This window comes from Paenarthrobacter sp. GQ52 (genome assembly GCF_059759005.1).
Genome location: NZ_JCAXEJ010000004.1, coordinates 211,230 through 228,354, shown reverse-complemented (window position 1 = coordinate 228,354; position 17,125 = coordinate 211,230). Strand labels below are relative to the sequence as shown.

General features: G+C 60.6%; 19 protein-coding genes and 3 tRNA genes. 3 read left to right on the top strand and 19 right to left on the bottom strand.

All coding sequences use genetic code 11. The features are described from left to right. Positions 1-6 precede the first annotated feature (6 nt). From AC6CH8_RS08210 to AC6CH8_RS08125, 18 genes are all read right to left on the bottom strand, one after another. A complete protein-coding gene (locus tag AC6CH8_RS08210) occupies positions 7-1,329 on the bottom strand; it encodes an ABC transporter substrate-binding protein (RefSeq protein WP_091467455.1) in 1,323 nt (440 codons plus the stop codon). A 214-nt stretch (positions 1,330-1,543) separates the two neighbouring features. After that, positions 1,544-2,650 carry a LacI family DNA-binding transcriptional regulator gene (locus tag AC6CH8_RS08205; protein ID WP_498189860.1) on the bottom strand — a complete coding sequence of 369 codons (1,107 nt, stop codon included), beginning with the start codon at positions 2,648-2,650 and terminating at the stop codon, positions 1,544-1,546. 74 nt (positions 2,651-2,724) lie between these two features. Beyond that, a complete protein-coding gene (locus AC6CH8_RS08200; protein WP_498189858.1) occupies positions 2,725-3,612 on the bottom strand; it encodes a PfkB family carbohydrate kinase in 888 nt (295 codons plus the stop codon). Between the two features lie 81 nt (positions 3,613-3,693). Next, positions 3,694-4,695 carry an SIS domain-containing protein gene (locus tag AC6CH8_RS08195; protein WP_178993485.1) on the bottom strand — a complete coding sequence of 334 codons (1,002 nt, stop codon included), beginning with the start codon at positions 4,693-4,695 and terminating at the stop codon, positions 3,694-3,696. 328 nt (positions 4,696-5,023) lie between these two features. Next, positions 5,024-5,815 (bottom strand): SOS response-associated peptidase family protein, encoded by a 792-nt coding sequence (locus tag AC6CH8_RS08190; RefSeq protein ID WP_498189856.1) that lies wholly within the window; start codon positions 5,813-5,815, stop codon positions 5,024-5,026. Positions 5,816-6,037: 222 nt separating this feature from the next. Beyond that, the gene (locus AC6CH8_RS08185) at positions 6,038-6,451 is read right to left on the bottom strand and encodes a four-helix bundle copper-binding protein (protein ID WP_498189855.1); all 414 of its coding nucleotides are present in this window, start codon (positions 6,449-6,451) and stop codon (positions 6,038-6,040) included. A gap of 76 nt (positions 6,452-6,527) precedes the next feature. Beyond that, positions 6,528-6,839 (bottom strand): hypothetical protein, encoded by a 312-nt coding sequence (locus AC6CH8_RS08180; RefSeq protein WP_498189854.1) that lies wholly within the window; start codon positions 6,837-6,839, stop codon positions 6,528-6,530. A gap of 226 nt (positions 6,840-7,065) precedes the next feature. Continuing rightward, positions 7,066-7,755, bottom strand: coding sequence for a hypothetical protein (locus AC6CH8_RS08175; protein ID WP_498189852.1), 690 nt, complete (start codon positions 7,753-7,755; stop codon positions 7,066-7,068). Between the two features lie 288 nt (positions 7,756-8,043). Beyond that, positions 8,044-8,874, bottom strand: a complete 831-nt coding sequence (locus AC6CH8_RS08170; RefSeq protein ID WP_498189850.1) for an SGNH/GDSL hydrolase family protein — start codon at positions 8,872-8,874, stop codon at positions 8,044-8,046. A gap of 494 nt (positions 8,875-9,368) precedes the next feature. Then, complete coding sequence (locus AC6CH8_RS08165; RefSeq protein WP_498189849.1) at positions 9,369-9,740, bottom strand: hypothetical protein; 372 nt, start codon at positions 9,738-9,740, stop codon at positions 9,369-9,371. Beyond that, the gene (locus AC6CH8_RS08160) at positions 9,740-10,294 is read right to left on the bottom strand and encodes a hypothetical protein (protein WP_498189848.1); all 555 of its coding nucleotides are present in this window, start codon (positions 10,292-10,294) and stop codon (positions 9,740-9,742) included. The genes AC6CH8_RS08165 and AC6CH8_RS08160 overlap by 1 nt, the downstream gene beginning before the upstream one ends. Beyond that, on the bottom strand, positions 10,206-11,363 hold the full coding sequence (locus AC6CH8_RS08155; protein ID WP_498189847.1) for a radical SAM protein: 1,158 nt from the start codon (positions 11,361-11,363) through the stop codon (positions 10,206-10,208). The genes AC6CH8_RS08160 and AC6CH8_RS08155 overlap by 89 nt, the downstream gene beginning before the upstream one ends. Before the next feature lies 1 nt (position 11,364). Beyond that, positions 11,365-11,727, bottom strand: coding sequence for a hypothetical protein (locus tag AC6CH8_RS08150; RefSeq protein WP_498189845.1), 363 nt, complete (start codon positions 11,725-11,727; stop codon positions 11,365-11,367). A gap of 105 nt (positions 11,728-11,832) precedes the next feature. Continuing rightward, a complete protein-coding gene (locus tag AC6CH8_RS08145; protein WP_498189843.1) occupies positions 11,833-12,168 on the bottom strand; it encodes a hypothetical protein in 336 nt (111 codons plus the stop codon). Next, positions 12,165-12,923, bottom strand: coding sequence for a prolipoprotein diacylglyceryl transferase (locus AC6CH8_RS08140; protein WP_498189841.1), 759 nt, complete (start codon positions 12,921-12,923; stop codon positions 12,165-12,167). The genes AC6CH8_RS08145 and AC6CH8_RS08140 overlap by 4 nt, the downstream gene beginning before the upstream one ends. Before the next feature lie 191 nt (positions 12,924-13,114). Then, a tRNA-Phe gene (locus AC6CH8_RS08135) sits at positions 13,115-13,190 on the bottom strand. 46 nt (positions 13,191-13,236) lie between these two features. Further along, positions 13,237-13,310: transfer RNA gene (locus AC6CH8_RS08130), tRNA-Asp, on the bottom strand. 84 nt (positions 13,311-13,394) lie between these two features. After that, positions 13,395-13,467 (bottom strand) — tRNA-Glu (locus AC6CH8_RS08125). A 259-nt stretch (positions 13,468-13,726) separates the two neighbouring features. Between AC6CH8_RS08125 and AC6CH8_RS08120 the strand changes: the two genes are divergently transcribed. Then, positions 13,727-14,668 (top strand): DMT family transporter, encoded by a 942-nt coding sequence (locus AC6CH8_RS08120; RefSeq protein WP_498189839.1) that lies wholly within the window; start codon positions 13,727-13,729, stop codon positions 14,666-14,668. A gap of 9 nt (positions 14,669-14,677) precedes the next feature. Here AC6CH8_RS08120 and AC6CH8_RS08115 read toward each other — a convergent pair whose 3' ends face one another. Beyond that, entirely contained in the window at positions 14,678-15,601 is a 924-nt protein-coding gene (locus AC6CH8_RS08115) for a carbohydrate kinase family protein (protein WP_498189838.1), read from the bottom strand. Positions 15,602-15,692: 91 nt separating this feature from the next. Between AC6CH8_RS08115 and AC6CH8_RS08110 the strand changes: the two genes are divergently transcribed. Together AC6CH8_RS08110 and AC6CH8_RS08105 are read left to right on the top strand one after the other, a co-directional pair. Beyond that, the gene (locus AC6CH8_RS08110; RefSeq protein ID WP_498189836.1) at positions 15,693-16,193 is read left to right on the top strand and encodes a metallopeptidase family protein; all 501 of its coding nucleotides are present in this window, start codon (positions 15,693-15,695) and stop codon (positions 16,191-16,193) included. 10 nt (positions 16,194-16,203) lie between these two features. Further along, complete coding sequence (locus tag AC6CH8_RS08105) at positions 16,204-17,124, top strand: cation diffusion facilitator family transporter (RefSeq protein ID WP_498189835.1); 921 nt, start codon at positions 16,204-16,206, stop codon at positions 17,122-17,124. Position 17,125: the final 1 nt, after the last annotated feature.

Genomic DNA, 17,125 nt, shown 5'->3' with positions numbered 1-17,125 from the left:
CGCCTGCTACTTTGCTGCACTGGAAGCTGCTCGGACGGAGGCAAGGACCTGATCGGGGGTCTGAGTTCCGGCCACCAAGGCCTCCCCGCCGGCGAGCCAGGCATCAGCCACCGCGGGAACAGTTACGGAGTCCAGCCAGGTTATCGCCGCGGACGCTTCATTGACTTGCTTGATGCCCTCGATGACAGGTCCGGAAGAATTTTCAGTGGAAACTGCGCCCTTGACTGCGCTGGGCTGCCCATACGGCGGAGCGGAGAGTTTCGCAGCATTCTGGCTGTTGGTGGCAAACTTCATGAAATCTGCTGCCAGTGCGGCGTTCTTGGAACGCGCATTGATGATGTAGCCCTCGGGGGAACCTTCAATTGCTTTCGGATCGCCCTTGGCGTCTGTTGCCGCCGGAAGCTTGAAGATACCCAATCCATCCTGCTTGAGCTTTGACTCGGCAGATGCGGTGGAGTCGAACTCCAGGATCTCCTGGTAGTACATACCTGACTTCCCCTCAGCCAATGCCTGCTGCGCCGTGGTGTAGAGAACACCGTTGGAATCCTTGCCGCTGCCGGTGCACTCATTGACCAGGGTGGTGAACTGGTCCATGGCCTTGAGGTAACCCTTGTCCTCGAGCTTGGCCGTTTCCGGGCTGAAGTCTGCTTGCAGCGTCTCGGCCGGCACCTCGTAGGCGAAAAGTTGCTGCAAGTAGTGCAGCCCCGGCCAGCCGTCCTTGTTACCGAACGAGATCGGCTCGTAGCCGGCTCCCTTGAGCACGGAGCACGATGAGATGAGTTCATCGAAGGTGGTTGGCGGTGTCAGGCCGAGTTCTTTGAAGATCCGCTGGTTGTAACCCATGAACTTGCCGTTGTTGTAGAGCGGGACCGCGAAGTACTTGCCGTCTTTGGCAAATGCTTTCAGTGCGGATTCGCCGAAGTTGTTCCCCCACTCTGTGCCGGGGGCAATGACCGGGGTCAAATCTGCCGCGAGTCCTCCATCAATGAAGTTGTTGGCCCAGCTGCCAGCCCACGTGAAGTAGATGTCAGGCATTGCCTGGGACGCAGTCAGCGTCTTGGTCTTGTCCTTGATGCTCTGGTCCGTCTCCTGGATCAGATCGAAGGACACTTCCGGATGCTGCTTCTTGTATTCCGCAGCCAGATCCTCAAAGTACGGCTCCAGCGGGTCTCCGCCAAACTTCGTGAGGATGCTGAGGGTTCCTGTGTACTGTGGCTCAGCGTTGGGATCCAGGACAGCAGCCGGTTGGCTACCGCCGTCGGAACAGCCGGTAAGCGCCAAAGCGGCGCCGGCCATCAATGCCATCAGTGATTGGGTGCTTTTACGCATCATGTCTTCTTTCGGTCGAAGGGCCGATCAGCCGGGGGCCACCCTATGGGAGTGGGAAGTCATGCCCGCCGTTGGGATGTGCTTCACGGAGACGGGCTGAAGGGGTAACTCCTGGGATGGGACTTGGGGATGGAATTTGTGATACCGGTACCACAGTGAATCATGATTTGGGGCAGCGGGGAAGAGAGCTACAGAAATTTACAGGGAGGAATTTCTAGTCGCTGCGGGCAGCCCGCACAGGGCCGTCCGAGGAGCGGGCGACGAGCAGGGAAGGCAGGACGTGTTTCTTCGCGGCAGACGTATCGCCGTCGATCCTGGCAATGAGCTGCTGGGAAGCAACGGCCCCCATCTGGCGCATGGGTTGCTGGATCATGGTCAGCGGCGGTTCCATGACGGCAGCCCAAGGGCTGTCGTCGAACCCGATCAGGGAGACGTCCTTTGGCAGGCGCAGGTTTTTGGCGCGGAGCGAATGCAATGCCCCAACCGTCGCCTCAGTCTCGGTAGTGAAAATGGCAGTTGGCGGGTCCGCCAAAGCCAGCATTCCACTGACAGCCCGCGTCGCCTGGCCCTCGTTCTTGAGGACGTGAGTGATGAGTGCAGTGTCAAAAGGGATCCCGGCCTCTTCGAGCGCGTCGAGGTAACCCCTCAACCGTTCGCCATCACTCCAGAGGGCCTCATCCAGGATGCTGTGCATCTGTTTCAAGTCCGTCGCCGGGCTCAGGGTCACCGGCCCCCACGCGAACGCAATGCGCCGATGCCCGTTGTGAATGAGCGAGGCTACGGCCGATCGCGCAGCTTCCCGGTTGTCGATGACCACCGAATCCGTGTCCAGCTTGTCCACCAAACGGTCGATAAGCACTACAGGAGTTCCGCGATCAATGGCATTGGACAGATGCGAGACGTCGTCGCTCCGGCCTGCCGCGGAGGCCACAACGAGGCCATCCACTTGCTTTGCCAGCAAGACAGCGATGGCATCGCGCTCCAGCTCAAGCTTCTCGTCGGTGCTCAGAATGATGGCGTCATAGCCGGCTGTTTTCGCCGTTTCCGAGATGCCTTTGAGCACGCCTGAGAAGAACGGGTTGGCCACGTCCGCCAGCACAATTCCAAGGGTTTTGGTGACCCCTGTGGTCATGCTTCGAGCCAGCGTGTTCGGTTGGTAGCCCAATTTCTCGGCGGCCCGCATCACCTTGGCACGCGTGGCTTCACTGACCGAACCATAGTTCCCAAGGGTTCGGGCGACCGTGGCCCTCCCCACTCCCGCAGCTGCTGCTACTTCGGTAATGGTGGGGGCAGCCGGGTGGTTCTGATGATCCGTCGCCATCCGGCCCCCTTCAGTTGTGGAAACCGCGTTTGCGGTTCCGTCCGTTGATTTGTCTTTGCATCAGATCCTAGTAGCTACCGCGGCTGCCCGGCCGCTACCTCGACTGCCCTGCCGTATCCAAAGGCGCCCTCCACATAACACTGAGCCGCGGCCGACTCCGCCCCACGGACCAGGGCTTTCTGCAAAGCGTCGGTCGGCGGCCGGTACGCCCGTCTCCAGCCGGAGCCAAGCAGGCTGACTACGAGTCCTGCCAGGAAGGCATCGCCGCAACCCATGGTGTCGGCGAACCGAAGCGGGTCGGTAGGTGCCGCCGCCTGCGTGAGGAAGCGTTCGCCGTCGTACATCACTGCGCCTGACTGACCGCGCGTCCCCACCACAAGTGAAACGCCCGCCGCATGTACTCGCCTGAGGTCATTTTCGACGGCGGCAATGGTCATGTTTCCGCACGACAAAAGCGCCAGGTCCACGTAGGGCGCCGTCTGCATCAAATAGGAGTCTGTTCGACGCTCAGGCTCGGACGAGTAATCAAAACTGACAAGCGTCCCTGTGCTTCGAACGGCAGGCAGCTGGGTTTCGGACGCGGAATACACGCTCGAATGCACCAGATCGGCTGAAGCCAGGTACTTCAGGTGATCATCCTCCAGCGCGAAGGGGTCACTAGTGGTGACGCCGCCTTCGTTCCAGCCCAGGAAGATCCGGTCGCCGTCCACCACTTTGATTTCAGTGACCCCGTTAAGGCCGCCATCGCGGATGATGCACTGACTCGTGTCAACGCCCTCCGCATCAATGGCATCGCGGACAAAAGCGCCCAGCGGATCCGAGCCAAAGACGCCGAGGTAGGCAGACTCAACGCCCAGCCGGCGGGCAAAGACCGCGACGTTGACGCAGTTTCCCCCTGGGTACATCACTTTGCGGTCGAGAAAACGGTCCACGATGTTGTCCCCGAACCCGATTACTTTCATGCTCTTCCTGTCTCGAAGCTGCGGGCCCGGACAGAACCGGACCCGCAGCGCGGCCTTATGCCTTTGCGGGCGTCGTTTTGGTCAGTATTCGACCACCCGGTAGTAACGGCGCAGGTCCAGGGAGTGGTTGCGGACGCGTTCGAGGTGCTTGCTGAAACGGTCAAGAACCGTGTCCAGAATCAGCGGGGCAAGAAGTGCACGGAATCGTGGGCTGACCCCCGGGAGTTCGTAGTCCTTGCTGTCCAGCAAAGTGGTGTTCTTGTTGTAGTTTTCGGCGAACTTGGCCACACGGTCCATCAGCGGGCGGGTCTCATCCTCGCCCAGGAGCAGCATGAGGCTGGTGTCTTCTTCGATGAGTTCCAGGGAGCCGTGGAAGAACTCTGCACCGTGCACGCGGGTTGTGCGAAGCCACTGCATCTCTTCCAGGATGCACATGGAATAGAGGTAGGTGAGGCCCCAGAGGTTTCCGGTGCCGACAAGGAAATGGTAGTCAGCGTCCTTGTTCTTCTCGGCAAAGGCTTCCGCCACGGATTCTGCTTGACGGGCGACGCCGACCAAGCTTTCGGGGACGGTCTTTAGTTCCGCCGCCAGTTCTTCGTACCCTTCAAATTCGCCCCGCGCGGCAAGGAGACGGGTGCTCAAGAGAATCATCGGGATGTCGAACGGCCAGGTTTTGGGTTCGGTCACCAAGGCGACATCGAGGGCTTTGGCGAACGGGCTATCTCCGAATCCTGTGAACCCTACGGTGTAGGCGCCCTTGGCCTTCGCGAACTCGATGGCCTCGATAACGTCTTCCGTGGTGCCCGAAACGGAGGCAAAGACAGCCACGGAACCGGGGCCGAATGTGGGGTCATCCGTGAGCATGAGCTCTTTGCCGATGGAGGCGCGGACAGGCAGGGTGGAGCGGGACCGGATGAAGTGCTCGTAGGGCAGCATCGCGGCGTAGGTTCCGCCGGCGCCGATAAGGAACAGGTTGGTCAGTTCCCGCTCCTGGATGGAGTCAACAACCGATTCGATCTGCCCCTGCAACGCCAGTGCGCTGCGGGTCTGCGTGAGGAATTCCTCTTCTTTGAAGCCAAGCACGGGTGGTCCTTTCGATATGACGCCTGAGAGAGTTGAAACATGTTGATACCGGTATCAATATGTGGTCATCATGGTGTCATGGGGAATCGGGGGCGTCAATAGGTGGGGCCGGGGTGGTTTTCTGGGAGTAGGAAAGTTGCCGCGGCGTGCTGAAACGTTAGGGCGTCCTCATGGGTGCCCTGACGAGGTCACCTTGCCCGCGGAACCGCCCCTGAGCTGGTTCATCAGCTCGGGGCGCTGTTGACCCGTGCTGTTCACGCGGGTGGTGACGATGCGCGGAGTTAGCGTGGGTTCCGGCAGGGACTCTATGAAGTGTTGGACGTCGGCTCTATCGGTTAGGTCCGGGTCGAAGCCATTCCACGAAGAGGTGTTTCGGGATGATGACCGGGGGCCGGTCATGGACGTGCCCCAGAGCGTCCTGGGTGACTGGGGTCTGGACGGTGCAGGTCAGCAGCCAACGTTCTGGATCGGCCTCGGGCAGGGCAGGATCAGGCCAGAACTCATACAGGCCAGCGAAGCCCAGCAACGGTTCCTTCTCGGAGAACAGATAGTTCGGGATCTTCTTGCCGTCCTCGGTCTTCTGCCATTCGTAGTAGCCCTCGGCGGGAACGATAGCCCTGCGCTTGACCGCAGCTGACCGGAAGGAGGGCTTCTCCAGGATGCTCTCGCTGCGGGCATTTATCAGCTTGGATCCGATCTTGGTGTCCTTTGCCCAGGACGGCACGAGACCCCACTTTGCTATCTGGAGGCGCCGGTCAAGTGTTCCCGGGCGCCCGGCCACAATTGTTCCGATATAGAGCACAGTGCCGAGCTGGTCCGAATTGGTTTCAGATACGATCAGCACAGTCGGCAGCGGTAGAAAGACGATCGCAGCAAGCCAAATGAAATTGATCTGCATCATCACTCTTGTAAAGCCGTTGATGCTTTCGAAGACTTCATGATGAGCCTGCCACAAGTTCCCGATCACTACGAAACTCAAGGCAACTGCAGCAAGAGCCAAGGCATTGTCTCTTAGGAATTGAGCGACCGTTTCATGGGTGCCATCGTGGGCTAAATCGACAAGCGGCAGAACAACGCGCGTGATGGCGATTGCCACGACCGCGTCACTGAAGGCGACCATCGGTCGAAACCACGGTTAGGTAACATGAGCCCATCTCACCACCTTCTAATGGGACCACCGTTTAAGGCAGCCCTTTAGGCCAGCATCGACCTGAGCCAATTCAGATGATCTGTCTGGTCTTCCACTTCCTTAGAAATGAAACAGCAAAGAGCACCGAAGCCGCGAAGTTTGGTACGGCCTACAAGGGGTCAAGCATCTCGGCTGCCCATGTGCATGATCCAATCAGCCCAGTGAAGTTAAGAGTTCGTTGCAGGCTTGCTCGCAGCGTTGGCAAGCCTCGGCACAGATCCGGCAATGCTCATGCATGTCCACGTGGTGCTGGCATTCCTCGCCGCATGCCTTGCATACCGTGGCGCAGGCGGGGAGCACTGCTCGGGTGATGTTGGCGTCGTAACCGGTATGGCGGGAGAGGATGTTTCCCGTCGTGGTGCAGATGTCCGCGCAGTCCAGATCTGCGCGGATGCATTTGGTCAGCTCGGCCACCATGTCCTCACTTAAACAGGCATCTGCGCAGGCAGTACAGGCTTGTGAGCATGCGAAACAGGCCGAGATGCATTCGGCCAGTTTGTGCTGATCAATGTCGCCAAGGTCTTTGGGGTAGGCATCGAGCAATTTGTGAGTGGTCCCGTGGGTCATTTTGTACTCTGTCATCCATGGCGTGAGTAGCTGGAAAGGTCCGGAGCCGGCCCAGTCCGGGCTCCGGAGCGGGAGGTTATGGGCCAGAGTGGCCGCATTCGCCATTGAGCTTGAAATCAGAAAGCGCCGGGCTCGAGAAATCCTGGAAGCCGTCTGTGATCACGTTCAGTGAGCGTAGGGAGCTTGTATCTGAATGGCTGCCGTATCCGGGTGTTACGCCGGGCGGATCAGCGACGTCTCCAAGTGGATGTTGTGCGAAGGCGGTCTCCGAGGCGCAGTCATAGGATTCTACAATCGGGTGGATCGTTGCAGACGCTGCCGGCGCAATTCCTAAAGCTCCCAGAAAAACGATGGCAGAAACCGCAAGCGATCTCTTGGTCAGGTTCATTAGCTCTCTCCTCTATTAACAGAGCGCAGGCTGCGCTCCGAGCTCCATTAACTTCTCACTTCGATAGCAAAGCAATAGCCTCCGAAAAGGAGTTCAAGGCTGCTGTCCAGAAAACATCGATCACCCGCGATACCCGCCACATCACACACATGCCTAGGAGTTAAGAAACGACCGTTTTCGGAACTGCTTGGTTTGAAGGAGGATCAGGCTCCGCGGCACGCCCCATCTAGCCAGACGGGTCAGCCGCCCTCTGGAACACGTAAACCTCGACGTGGTCGCCGTTGAGCACGAATCGGTCGAGACCCTGGTCCTGGGCCCACATCACCTCCGCGACGGTCTCGAGGCCTTTGGGGGAACACCCTTCGGCGCCGTTCCTCTCGCGAATCCCAAAGTCGGCCACGAACAGGCAGACGATGCCGTAGCGAGACTCTCCGCTCCAGACGCCGAAGCCCCGGAAGTTCTCGTATTGCCGCAGTTCATTGGCACTGAGACCCAGCGCGTCGAGAGTGCCGAGGTTGTCTTCCGGCTCATCGGCGTCTGCGCCGGGCGGCTTCAATTCGAGCACGAAGTCCGGCGAGGGCACGTCGTTCCAACGCTGCGCAGGTGGGACGGGCTGCGCCATGTCCGTCAAAGTATTGGACGGGAGCGCTGTCGGCTCATCAGCACCCAGCTGCGACAGCCACGCAACGTGAACCGTCAGGGCGAGGGCAACGGCGGCGCTGCCGAAGATCATCAACCAGCGGCGTCGGTGCCACCACAGTGCAGCGGGGACGCTCGGGGCGCGATCGATGACTGGAGTCAGCTGTCGGTGTTGGGCGGCCTCCAGTTCGGAAAGCCGGGCCTGAGCCGCCACATCCCCCGCGATGTCGCCATCCCGTCCGTACGCGCGTCGCCGCAGGCGCTCCAACTCGTCCATGTGCTGATTATCCGCCCGGGCACGAATCGGAGAAAGGGTGCCTAGGAACGAGGATGACGTCGCCAAAACCGGGATTACTTGGCCAATTCGCTACGGTCAAAAATGACCGTGTTCGGACGTGTTTGGTTCGGAACGAGGATCAGGCTCCGCGGCGCGCCCCTTCTAGCCCGTGACTCTCCGCTCGAGACGCAAGATCATTCATGGTCGCCTTAGATTGCCTGACGACAACATCGGCGCTGGAACAGCGAATTCAGCAAGCACCGTTAGGGTGGTTAGCGGACATGAGGCCTAGTTCAGGACGAACGCATCTTGACTGACCAATGAGGCGAAGTAACCGTGCCTGTAGCCTTCCGCCGTTGGATGGAAGTTTGCAGGATCCTGCAGGTTATCGGGGTTGAGGTTGATCCATGGGTCAGCCGAACCGACTCCGTGACCGATGAAGGCTCCGGTGACGTCGACGTACTGGACATCGCCAAACTGAGCATTGGTCAACTGAGCGACGCCGGCTATCACGGCGTTGAGTCCACCAGCCAAAGAATTGACTTGGGCAGCTAGGGGGTGACTGGAGTCTAAGGGGAATGGGTATCCCGTCAGGACAATCTTCGCGTCAGGTGCGAGGACGTGGATCGTGGTCACCAAAGTGGCCAGTTCCATGGCAAAGCTGCCGTCCGTCAGCATAGTTTCCACACGCGTACGAGCTGCAAGGCATTCAGACGATGATGGCGCTGGAAGGCATGCGAACAGGAGTTCTGTGGAGTTCAAATCGTTCGCACCTACAGTGAGCGTGACAATTTCCGCTTCCTCCAGAGCAGCGACAGGAATGTTGGCCAACACTTGGTCCATGGTCCATCCAGAGCATGCGGTGTTGGCTGTCAGCTGTACGTCCCGGAGTTTGTCCGCAATGGCAGGGTAACCTTTCTGGCTGACGAAACAGTTGAGGTCTGTATACGGGACCGCGCCGTGCCCGGACGCGTAAGAGTCCCCGAGCGCAACATAGTCCAGCGGCAGGGGCGGCCGGGCCGCCTGTGCCGGCATGGCCGCCAACCCGATTGCCATAACCGTGGTAGCCAGTACAGTCGCGAATACGGCGAGCCGCCGTCCTCCTGCTGAATGCCGCATTTTTACCCCTTAGAAAGTTTGATGCACGATTCAAGCGGGTGTGTAGCAGTAACCGTACGCCTGTTGGGGGATCTGGTCATCGATTGGGAGTACCTGATTTCCGGCGGGTCCGAGTTCAGCAAGCTCAAGAACTTTTCATTTGCTGCCATTGATGGAAGAGGCTGTCGGTGCATCCCGAGTATCGCTTGGACGTCTTCCTTAAAAGGCCGCGCGCGGTGTCACCAGCATCCTGGGGGAACCTTCCTCCCCGGAAAGGCATTCAGGGCAACGGTGTCGGTGGGGCTGGGCGGTCTGTGATCCACTAGCAGCCCTCCTTCATGTCACTGGCGTTGTCTTTTGACCGGGCTCAGGACCGTAAACCGCGGCTGGAGTGCGCCATACTCATTCTGCGGGGCATGTCGGCAGACGCACGCCGCTTCATGAGGGGCATCGGGACGGGCTTCGACACTCGACTCAGGTTCAAGAATCTTGACCATAGTCCACTGATGTTGCTCCTAAGGGCCGAACAGTTGAGCTGCCATCGAATAAATCCCCCACAGCCCAGCCGCTAACAGGGTGCCGAGGTAGGCCAGGACCAGCCTCGTGTCGCGGAGGTAGCATTTCGATTTCGCCAGTCCGCTCCGTCGAGCTTTCCAGTACCCGGCAAATCCGATGGCAGCGAACACGGCCACGGCAACAGGGCCTCCCAGCCAACCCAGTAAGGAAATAGTGGTGAAGATGCAGAGCCGCAGCGGATCGAACGGTGCCGCTGCCTGGCCCTCTGAATCGGGCCCGCCGCCGGCTTGGTTCCCGGGATGCGTGCGATGCACGAGTTCCGAAGGCGGTGATCCGCCTGCGATGCGTCGTGCATCCGAAGCAGAACTCATCATTCCTCCCTGTCGTTAAGTGAAACCTGGCGGACCGGGAGAAGCCGCGTGCCCGTTGCTGTGCTCATTCGTTGCCTAGCCAGGGCTGGCCACGCTTGGACAGCACAGAAAGGAGCACACTGATGATCGCCGGCGTCGCTCTTCGTACCCACGTGTATGCAGCACTGCGTGAGTCGTTCCTCGATCATGGTGGAGATGTCCATGAAGGGCTTGACCATGATGCGGGTGACCCGTTCGGCAAGGAGCCGACGGAGACGTTGTTGCTGCCCCGGCAGCTTACCGGCTGCCAGTGTGGTGAGTGTGCCGATGCCGAGGTCACACTGGGTGCAGATGTTCTTCCAAAGATCCACGGTCCGCGGGTGGGACAGCGAGGACTGCTCGCTTAGCAGGTCCAGCAGGGAGGACTTCATGAGATTTCGCAGCTCGAGCGGGATCGCGCTGTCGGCGATGCGGTTGGCGATGGTGTCAGGGTTGAGTTCCAGCCAGGCGAGCAGCTGATCGTGCCCGATGAGGGCTGTCAGCGACCGCCAGACTCCTGCATCGTCCTTCAGCATGTAGCCCACGGACGCGCAATGTGGTTGAGCACGGGAGTGCTGTCAGGTCGTGCCATGCGACCACGCCTCCGGTCTGCTCCTCGAGCCGTTCTAGCACGCCTGTATGGGTGAGCCTGTCCATGGGATCGATGCCGTGGCCGCGCCCTGAACCGAAGACCGGCTGCAGGGCAACCCCACCTACGAACGGGGTTTCCAATGCCCTCATGACGACGGCACCGACCTCACCATCGTTCACACCCAGTGCCGCTGTCATTGTCAGGGTGGTGAAAATACCTGCCTGGGACAGGCGTGCGATGGCCAGGTCTTTGAAGCGGGTCAGGTCTCCGCCTCGGTGGTGGATGGATGCTGCTTTGGACGGGCCGTCGTATTGGAGGTACACCTCCACGCGGTCCCGGTGACTTGCCAGCAGTGCGAGGAGTTCGTCGTCGGTGGCTATGAGCATGCCGTTGCTGTTTACCATGATCCGGACGATCGGTCGGGCGACGAGCTCATCGAGAAGTTCAGCCAGATGCGGATAAAGCGTGGGCTCACCGCCGGAGAGCATCAGCACGTCCAACCGCCCGTTTTCGCGGGAAAGCCGGGTATCGATATTCGTGAGCACCTCGCTGAGCGGCGCCACTCCCTCCAGCTGGGGGCCGGAGGCGGTGAAGCAGGTTGGGCAGCGCAAATTGCAGTGTTCGATGATGTCCTGCAGGAGGATGCACGTGTGCTGCGTCTGCATGGCGGGCAGCCCGTAGGCGTAGGCCTCCGGTATCTGGCGGTAGTTGCCAGGTTGGTCCGGGATGTGTTGCTTGGTCGGCGCCTGCCATTTTTCCAGGTAGCGCAGGATTTCCGGAGACTCGTCGTACAAGGTACTGATGAGTCCGTGGTCCGGGCAACCGCGTTCAAGCCAGACCCGGTCATCGCGGATCAGCAGCGCACCAGAGAGGCGCCGAACCTGCGCGAGAGGAGAGTTTGTCTCGTGGCAGAGCGGACAGAAGGCCGTGACATATCTGTGGATCCGGTCCCCGCGCAGGGGTTGGCCGGGGCCAGGCAACGCCTGACGGGAAGAGAACGGTGACGGATTCATCTCAGATATCGCCTTTCATCTGTGCGAGGTATGCAACGCAGATCCCGCCGCCGAGCAGTGTGAAGATTCCCAGGCCCATGAGCAGCCCCGCACCCAGCCGGGACGTGCGTGGCCGAACCGCCAGTACAATCGCTATCGCAAGATAGATGGCGATTGGAACGAGGGCCGACGGCCCCGCGAGGGAAGTCTTGTACCCTTCATCCGGACCGATACCCCTTGGTGTCCCAAAATAGAGGGCATAAAGGACAGGAGTCCCTAACAAGATTCCGAGCACCATGAGGCCGAGGCCCGGTTTGGACGGCGGCTCTTCTTCCCGGGGCGGTGGCAGTGGGCTCCAGGGTTCTTCGGGGTTGTCATCGCTCATGCCATGCTTCTTTCCAACTTTGGGCGGAGCGGTTTGCAGTGACCATGGAGTGGCTGGCCGCGGCCGGACAGGACCTGCCAGGAAGAGAACGGTAAGGGATTCATCTCAGAAGTCACTTCTCATCTGCACGGCGAGGCTTCCGACGCAAATTCCTCCGCCGAGCAGGGTGAAGATTCCCAGGCCAATGAGCAGGCCCGCACCCCACCGGGATGTTCGTGGCCGGACCGCCAGGACCACGGCTATCGACAGGTAGACGCCGATGGGAATGAAGGCGGACGGCCCGGTCAGGAAGCGCATGTTCTGGGGTCCACCGAAAGCAATCGGTACGCCGACATAGATGGCATAAAGGGCAGTAGTCCCGAACAGGATTCCATACCCCATAGGGCCGAGCGCTGGTTCAGGGGGGTCATCACCTTCTTGGCGGGAATTGTCCTTGCTCATGCCACCGTTCCTTCCACCTTCGGGCGGAGGGGTTTCCCGAATACCCGCAGCATCCGCCAGGACAGCAGGGGGAGGATCATCAGGAGGAACCATTGGGAACGGCTCATCCCCAGCCAGAGCACCTCGTTGCCGCGGACGAATTCGACTCCGAACCGGAACAAGGCATAGGACGTCACGTAGCAGATAAAGAGGTCGCCGGGATGGGGCAGACGATCGCGATAACGCCACATGAGCCCGAATGCGGCCATATGGAACACGATTTCATAGGCAAAGGACGGGTGGAGCCCTACCCCGGACTGTCCGCCCAGCATGGCAGCCTGCCCGGGCGTGAGCGTTATCCCCCATGCGCCCCTGGTCGGGGTGCCGGGCAGTTCCGTGAGGAGGCAGCCCACCCGTCCCATGATCAGTGCCAGGGCGACCGCGGGTGCCAGCAAGTCCCCGGTGGATTCGCGGTAACCTGTCAGGCGCTTGCCCATGTGGACGCCCAGCCACGCGCCCACAAGGCCGGCGAGGATGCTGCGGTCGCCGTTGCCCCACCAGTCCGCCAAGGAGACCTGCCGGGAAACATCCCACGTGAGCACGCGTGAACCGATCGCCCCGAAGGCGATAGCGAAACCGGCAATGGGCCACAACCGGGGATCGGATAGGCCGCGCCGGCGCTTCTCATAGGCGTAGAACAGCAGAGCTGCGAAGATTCCCAGCCCTAACAGGCCGGCGTGCACCAGCCCGTCTCCCGCGAAGGGAAGCCCGATCATGAGCAGAGTGTAGCAGCGACTACGCTGAGCACCTCCCGTGGGCGAGATGCGGCTTTACCCCGCCGTAAGGCAGCAATTGGATTCGTCTTGATCGGCCTTATCCGCCTTGGCAACAAGAAACCCCGGGAACCGCCGTGCCAGCCGCGCGTTAAAGAAGAAAGCACCAGTTCCGAAGAACTGATGCTTCCCAGTGGTGGCTCCGACCGGCGTCGATCCGGTGACCTTTCGATTTTCAGTCGAACGCTCTACCAACTGAGCTACAGAGCCTAGGTGACATGTCACCTTGAGAACCGAATTTCTTCGGCGCTCAGAGCGACCCTGACGGGACTTGAACCCGCGACCTCCGCCGTGACAGGGCGGCGCGCTAACCAACTGCGCTACAGGGCCTTGCGTTTGCAGTATCTCTACCGCGTTTTTTTCAAGGCTTCTAGCTTACCAGACTTTTTTCATCCGGTTTACCACTTCCTTGCGTACCCCCAACGGGATTCGAACCCGTGCCGCCGCCGTGAAAGGGCGGTGTCCTAGGCCGCTAGACGATGGGGGCCTGAACTCAATTCGGATTTCGCAAAGAAAAGGGACGCTTTACGCGTTCTTTCCGTGTCTCGCTCGTCCGAACTGGACTCTAAAACTTTAGAGCATAGATGGCGATATTCCCAAATCGAGGTCTGCATGGTGTCCCGGACCACAGATCAGGGCCCTCGACGGGCCCCATCGAGGGTGCCAGCCGAACATTGGCAGGATCTTGTCCTGACGCGTCCGAAAACCGCCAGCCGCCCCCGGCCCCCGACGGATAGATTTGGCTCATGACAACCACCACCCCGGCCGAACCCGGTCAGCCTTCCCCGGGCTTGCCCCCGCGCACCACCCCCGCGCCGGGAGCAGCCATCAGCAAACTCGGCATCGCTGCCGTCATCATCACGGTCGTCCTGTGGGCTTCGGCTTTCGTAGGCATCCGTGCAGTCGGCCCCAGCTTCTCCCCCGGTTCCCTGACGCTCGGACGGTTGGCGGTTGCCGCCGTCGTGCTTGGAATCGTGGTGCTGCCGACGCTGAAGGTCTGGCCAAGCGGCCGTGAGTGGTTGCCGATTGTGGCGTACGGGGTGATGTGGTTCGGCGGCTACAACGTTGCGCTGAACGCCGCGGAGCACATGCTCGACGCCGGCACCAGCGCCATGCTGATCAACGTCTCGCCGATCCTCATCGCCATCCTTGCCGGTGTCTTCCTCAAAGAGGGCTTCCCGCGCTGGCTGTTGATCGGCAGCGGTGTGGCGTTCTGCGGCGTCGCGATGATCGCTTTGGGTTCCGGACAGCGTTCGACGGCGGACGTGGCCGGTGTGCTGTTGTGCCTGCTTGCCGCTGTACTCGCCTCGGTGAGCGCAATCCTGCAGAAACCCGTGCTCCGGAAGTTCACGGCAGGCCAAGCGACATGGTTCGGCATCATGGTAGGCGCGATCTGCTGCTTGCCGTGGACCGGTCAGCTCATCTCCGAAGTCCAAGCGGCGCCGCTCCCCGCCACGCTCGGCCTGGTCTACTTGGGGATCTTCCCGACGGCCATCGCGTTCACCACGTGGGCCTACGCGCTATCCCTGATCTCGGCCGGAAAACTGGCTGCCACGACGTACCTGGTTCCAGGCACCACCATTTTGATTTCCTGGGCGGTGCTTCAGGAAGTACCAACCATCTGGGGACTGATCGGCGGCGTCATCTGCCTGATCGGCGTCGGTTTGACCCGGCGCCGGACCCGCTAACCTCCGCGACTAGCGGGCCATACCGACCAGAAGTTCACGGTGTGTGGGAGGGTTGGCGCCGGAGCGGCCAACAGCAATTGAGGCGGCCATGGATGCGATGGTGCCGATCCGTTCCAACACAGTGGGCGCCATTCCATCGCTGCCCCGCAAGAGCAGCCCCATGATGAGCGCAGCCGTGAAGGAATCCCCGGCGCCGATGGTGTCTGCCACGGTAGCCGGGACGGCCGGGATATTGATGTGGATGTGCTTGGTTGCCATGAGCGCTCCCTTGACTCCTTGAGTCACCACAGCAAGCCCCGTCCCAAGGGCCAAGAGGTGGTTCGCCGTATCCTCCAACGACTTGCCAGGGTACAGCCAGCGGGCGTCCGAGCCACTCATTTTTACGACGTCGGTCAGCGGCACCATCTCTTCGAACAAGGACAGAGCCTCATGGTGGCTTCCAAGGAGATCGGGACGGATATTGGGGTCGTACGTGACCATGCATCCGCCCTGCGCCTGCTCCAGCAAACTCCTCACGACACTTGCGCCGGGCTCCAGGAAAGTCGCGATGGAGCCGGTGTGCAGGATCCTCGGCGCATAGGGCAGGGCAAGTGGAGCCAGCGCCCAGTCAATGTCGAAGGTGTAATCGGCCGAACCGTCGGCAGTTATCCGGGCGGTCGCCGTGGCGGTTTTTCCTGCCGACATGGATCCGGGCAGCAGGACCACACCTGCGCGCTGGAGGTGCGCGGCGATGGCATCGCCGCGCTCGTCCCGGCCAATTGCTGTCAGCAGGCCCGTTTTCACGTCCAGAAGGCCCAAGCCGAAAGCGACGTTGGCCGGCGATCCGCCCGGGTACTCCTTCTGCCCGTCAGCCGACTGGACGATGTCGATCAATGCCTCACCCACAACGACGACGTCGAGGGGCTCAGGTGCGAGGGAAGCGGTGCCGGTCATGCGGTTCCTGTGTCTGTTGAAAAGAGGATTGAGTTCAGTATCTCCCATCACGCACGGCGCCAATGATGCCAAGGCGGACTAAAGTCGAATCATGCCCGCGAATCTTCCTCCCGGCCTGCCAATAGTCCCCGACGGCGAGCGCCCTTCATCGCCGCTACGGGAACGGAATGCGGTGCACAGCCCTGTTGAGAATGAGCCCGTTGATGAGGCCTATGTTTCGGGGCCTTACGAGATGTCGCCCGAAGATTTTGAAGAAGCTGTCAGCGACGCCTTGCAGTTGATCCCGCCCAAAGCGGCGAGCGCCATGGATAACGTGGCGATCTTCATCGAGGACGACTACACGCCACAGCCAGGCGAAGATCCGGACACCGTGCTGTTGGGACTCTATGAGGGAGTTCCGCTGACTGAACGCGATTCCTGGTGGGAGGCAGGCTCCCTGCCTGACCGGATCACGATCTTCCGCCAACCCATCCTGAACATCTGCAGCACCCGCGAAGAAGTCATTGACGAGGTGGCCATCACCGTGGTCCACGAGATTGCGCACCACTTCGGAATAGACGACGACCGCTTGCATGAGCTCGGCTGGGGCTAGCCTTATAGGCATGGGGCACGACCACAACCACTCCCACGGAGTCACAGCAACCGGCAAGCACCGGAAGCGGCTTATTGCCGTCCTCGCCATCACCTTAGGTGTGGTGGGCATCCAGGTGATTGGCGCCGTCGTGTCCGGGTCCTTGGCCCTGCTGGCCGATGCCGGACACATGCTCTCTGACGCGGCAGGTGTGTTCATTGCCCTGATGGCGGCGTGGATTGCCACCCGACCGGCGAGCGACCAGCGAACCTACGGCTACCAAAGGGCTGAGGTTCTGGCCGCCTTGGCCAACGCCCTCATCCTTATCGTCATCGCCGTGGTGATCATGATCGAAGCCATTCGCCGCTTTGGCGAGCCAACCGAAATCCAGACGGACGTCATGCTGTGGGCCGCCATTTTGGGCGCTGTGGCCAACCTCGTTTCCTTGCTGATCCTCCAGGGAGCGCAGAAGGAAAGCCTCAATGTTCGTGGTGCCTACCTTGAAGTCCTCGGTGACCTCCTTGGCTCCATTGCGGTCATTGTGGCGGCAGTAGTGATCATGACCACGGGATTCAGCGCTGCGGACCCTCTGGCCTCCGTGCTGATTGCCCTCATGATCATTCCGAGGGCCTGGCATCTGCTGCGGGACGTTGTGGATGTGCTTTTGGAAGCCACACCCAAGGGCGTTGATGTGAACATGATCCGGGAGCACATCATTGCCGTGGACGGTGTTGTGGATGCCCATGACATCCACATCTGGACCATTACATCCGGCGTTCCCGTGTTCTCAGCCCATGTGGTTGTGGAGGATGCCGTCCTCAATGCCAGCGGGGCGGACAGCATCCTGGATCAGCTGGGCTCCTGCCTTGGCCGGCACTTCGACACCGAGCATTGCACCTTCCAGTTGGAACCGGTGAGCCATTCCGAGCACGAGTCACACCAGCACGCCTGAG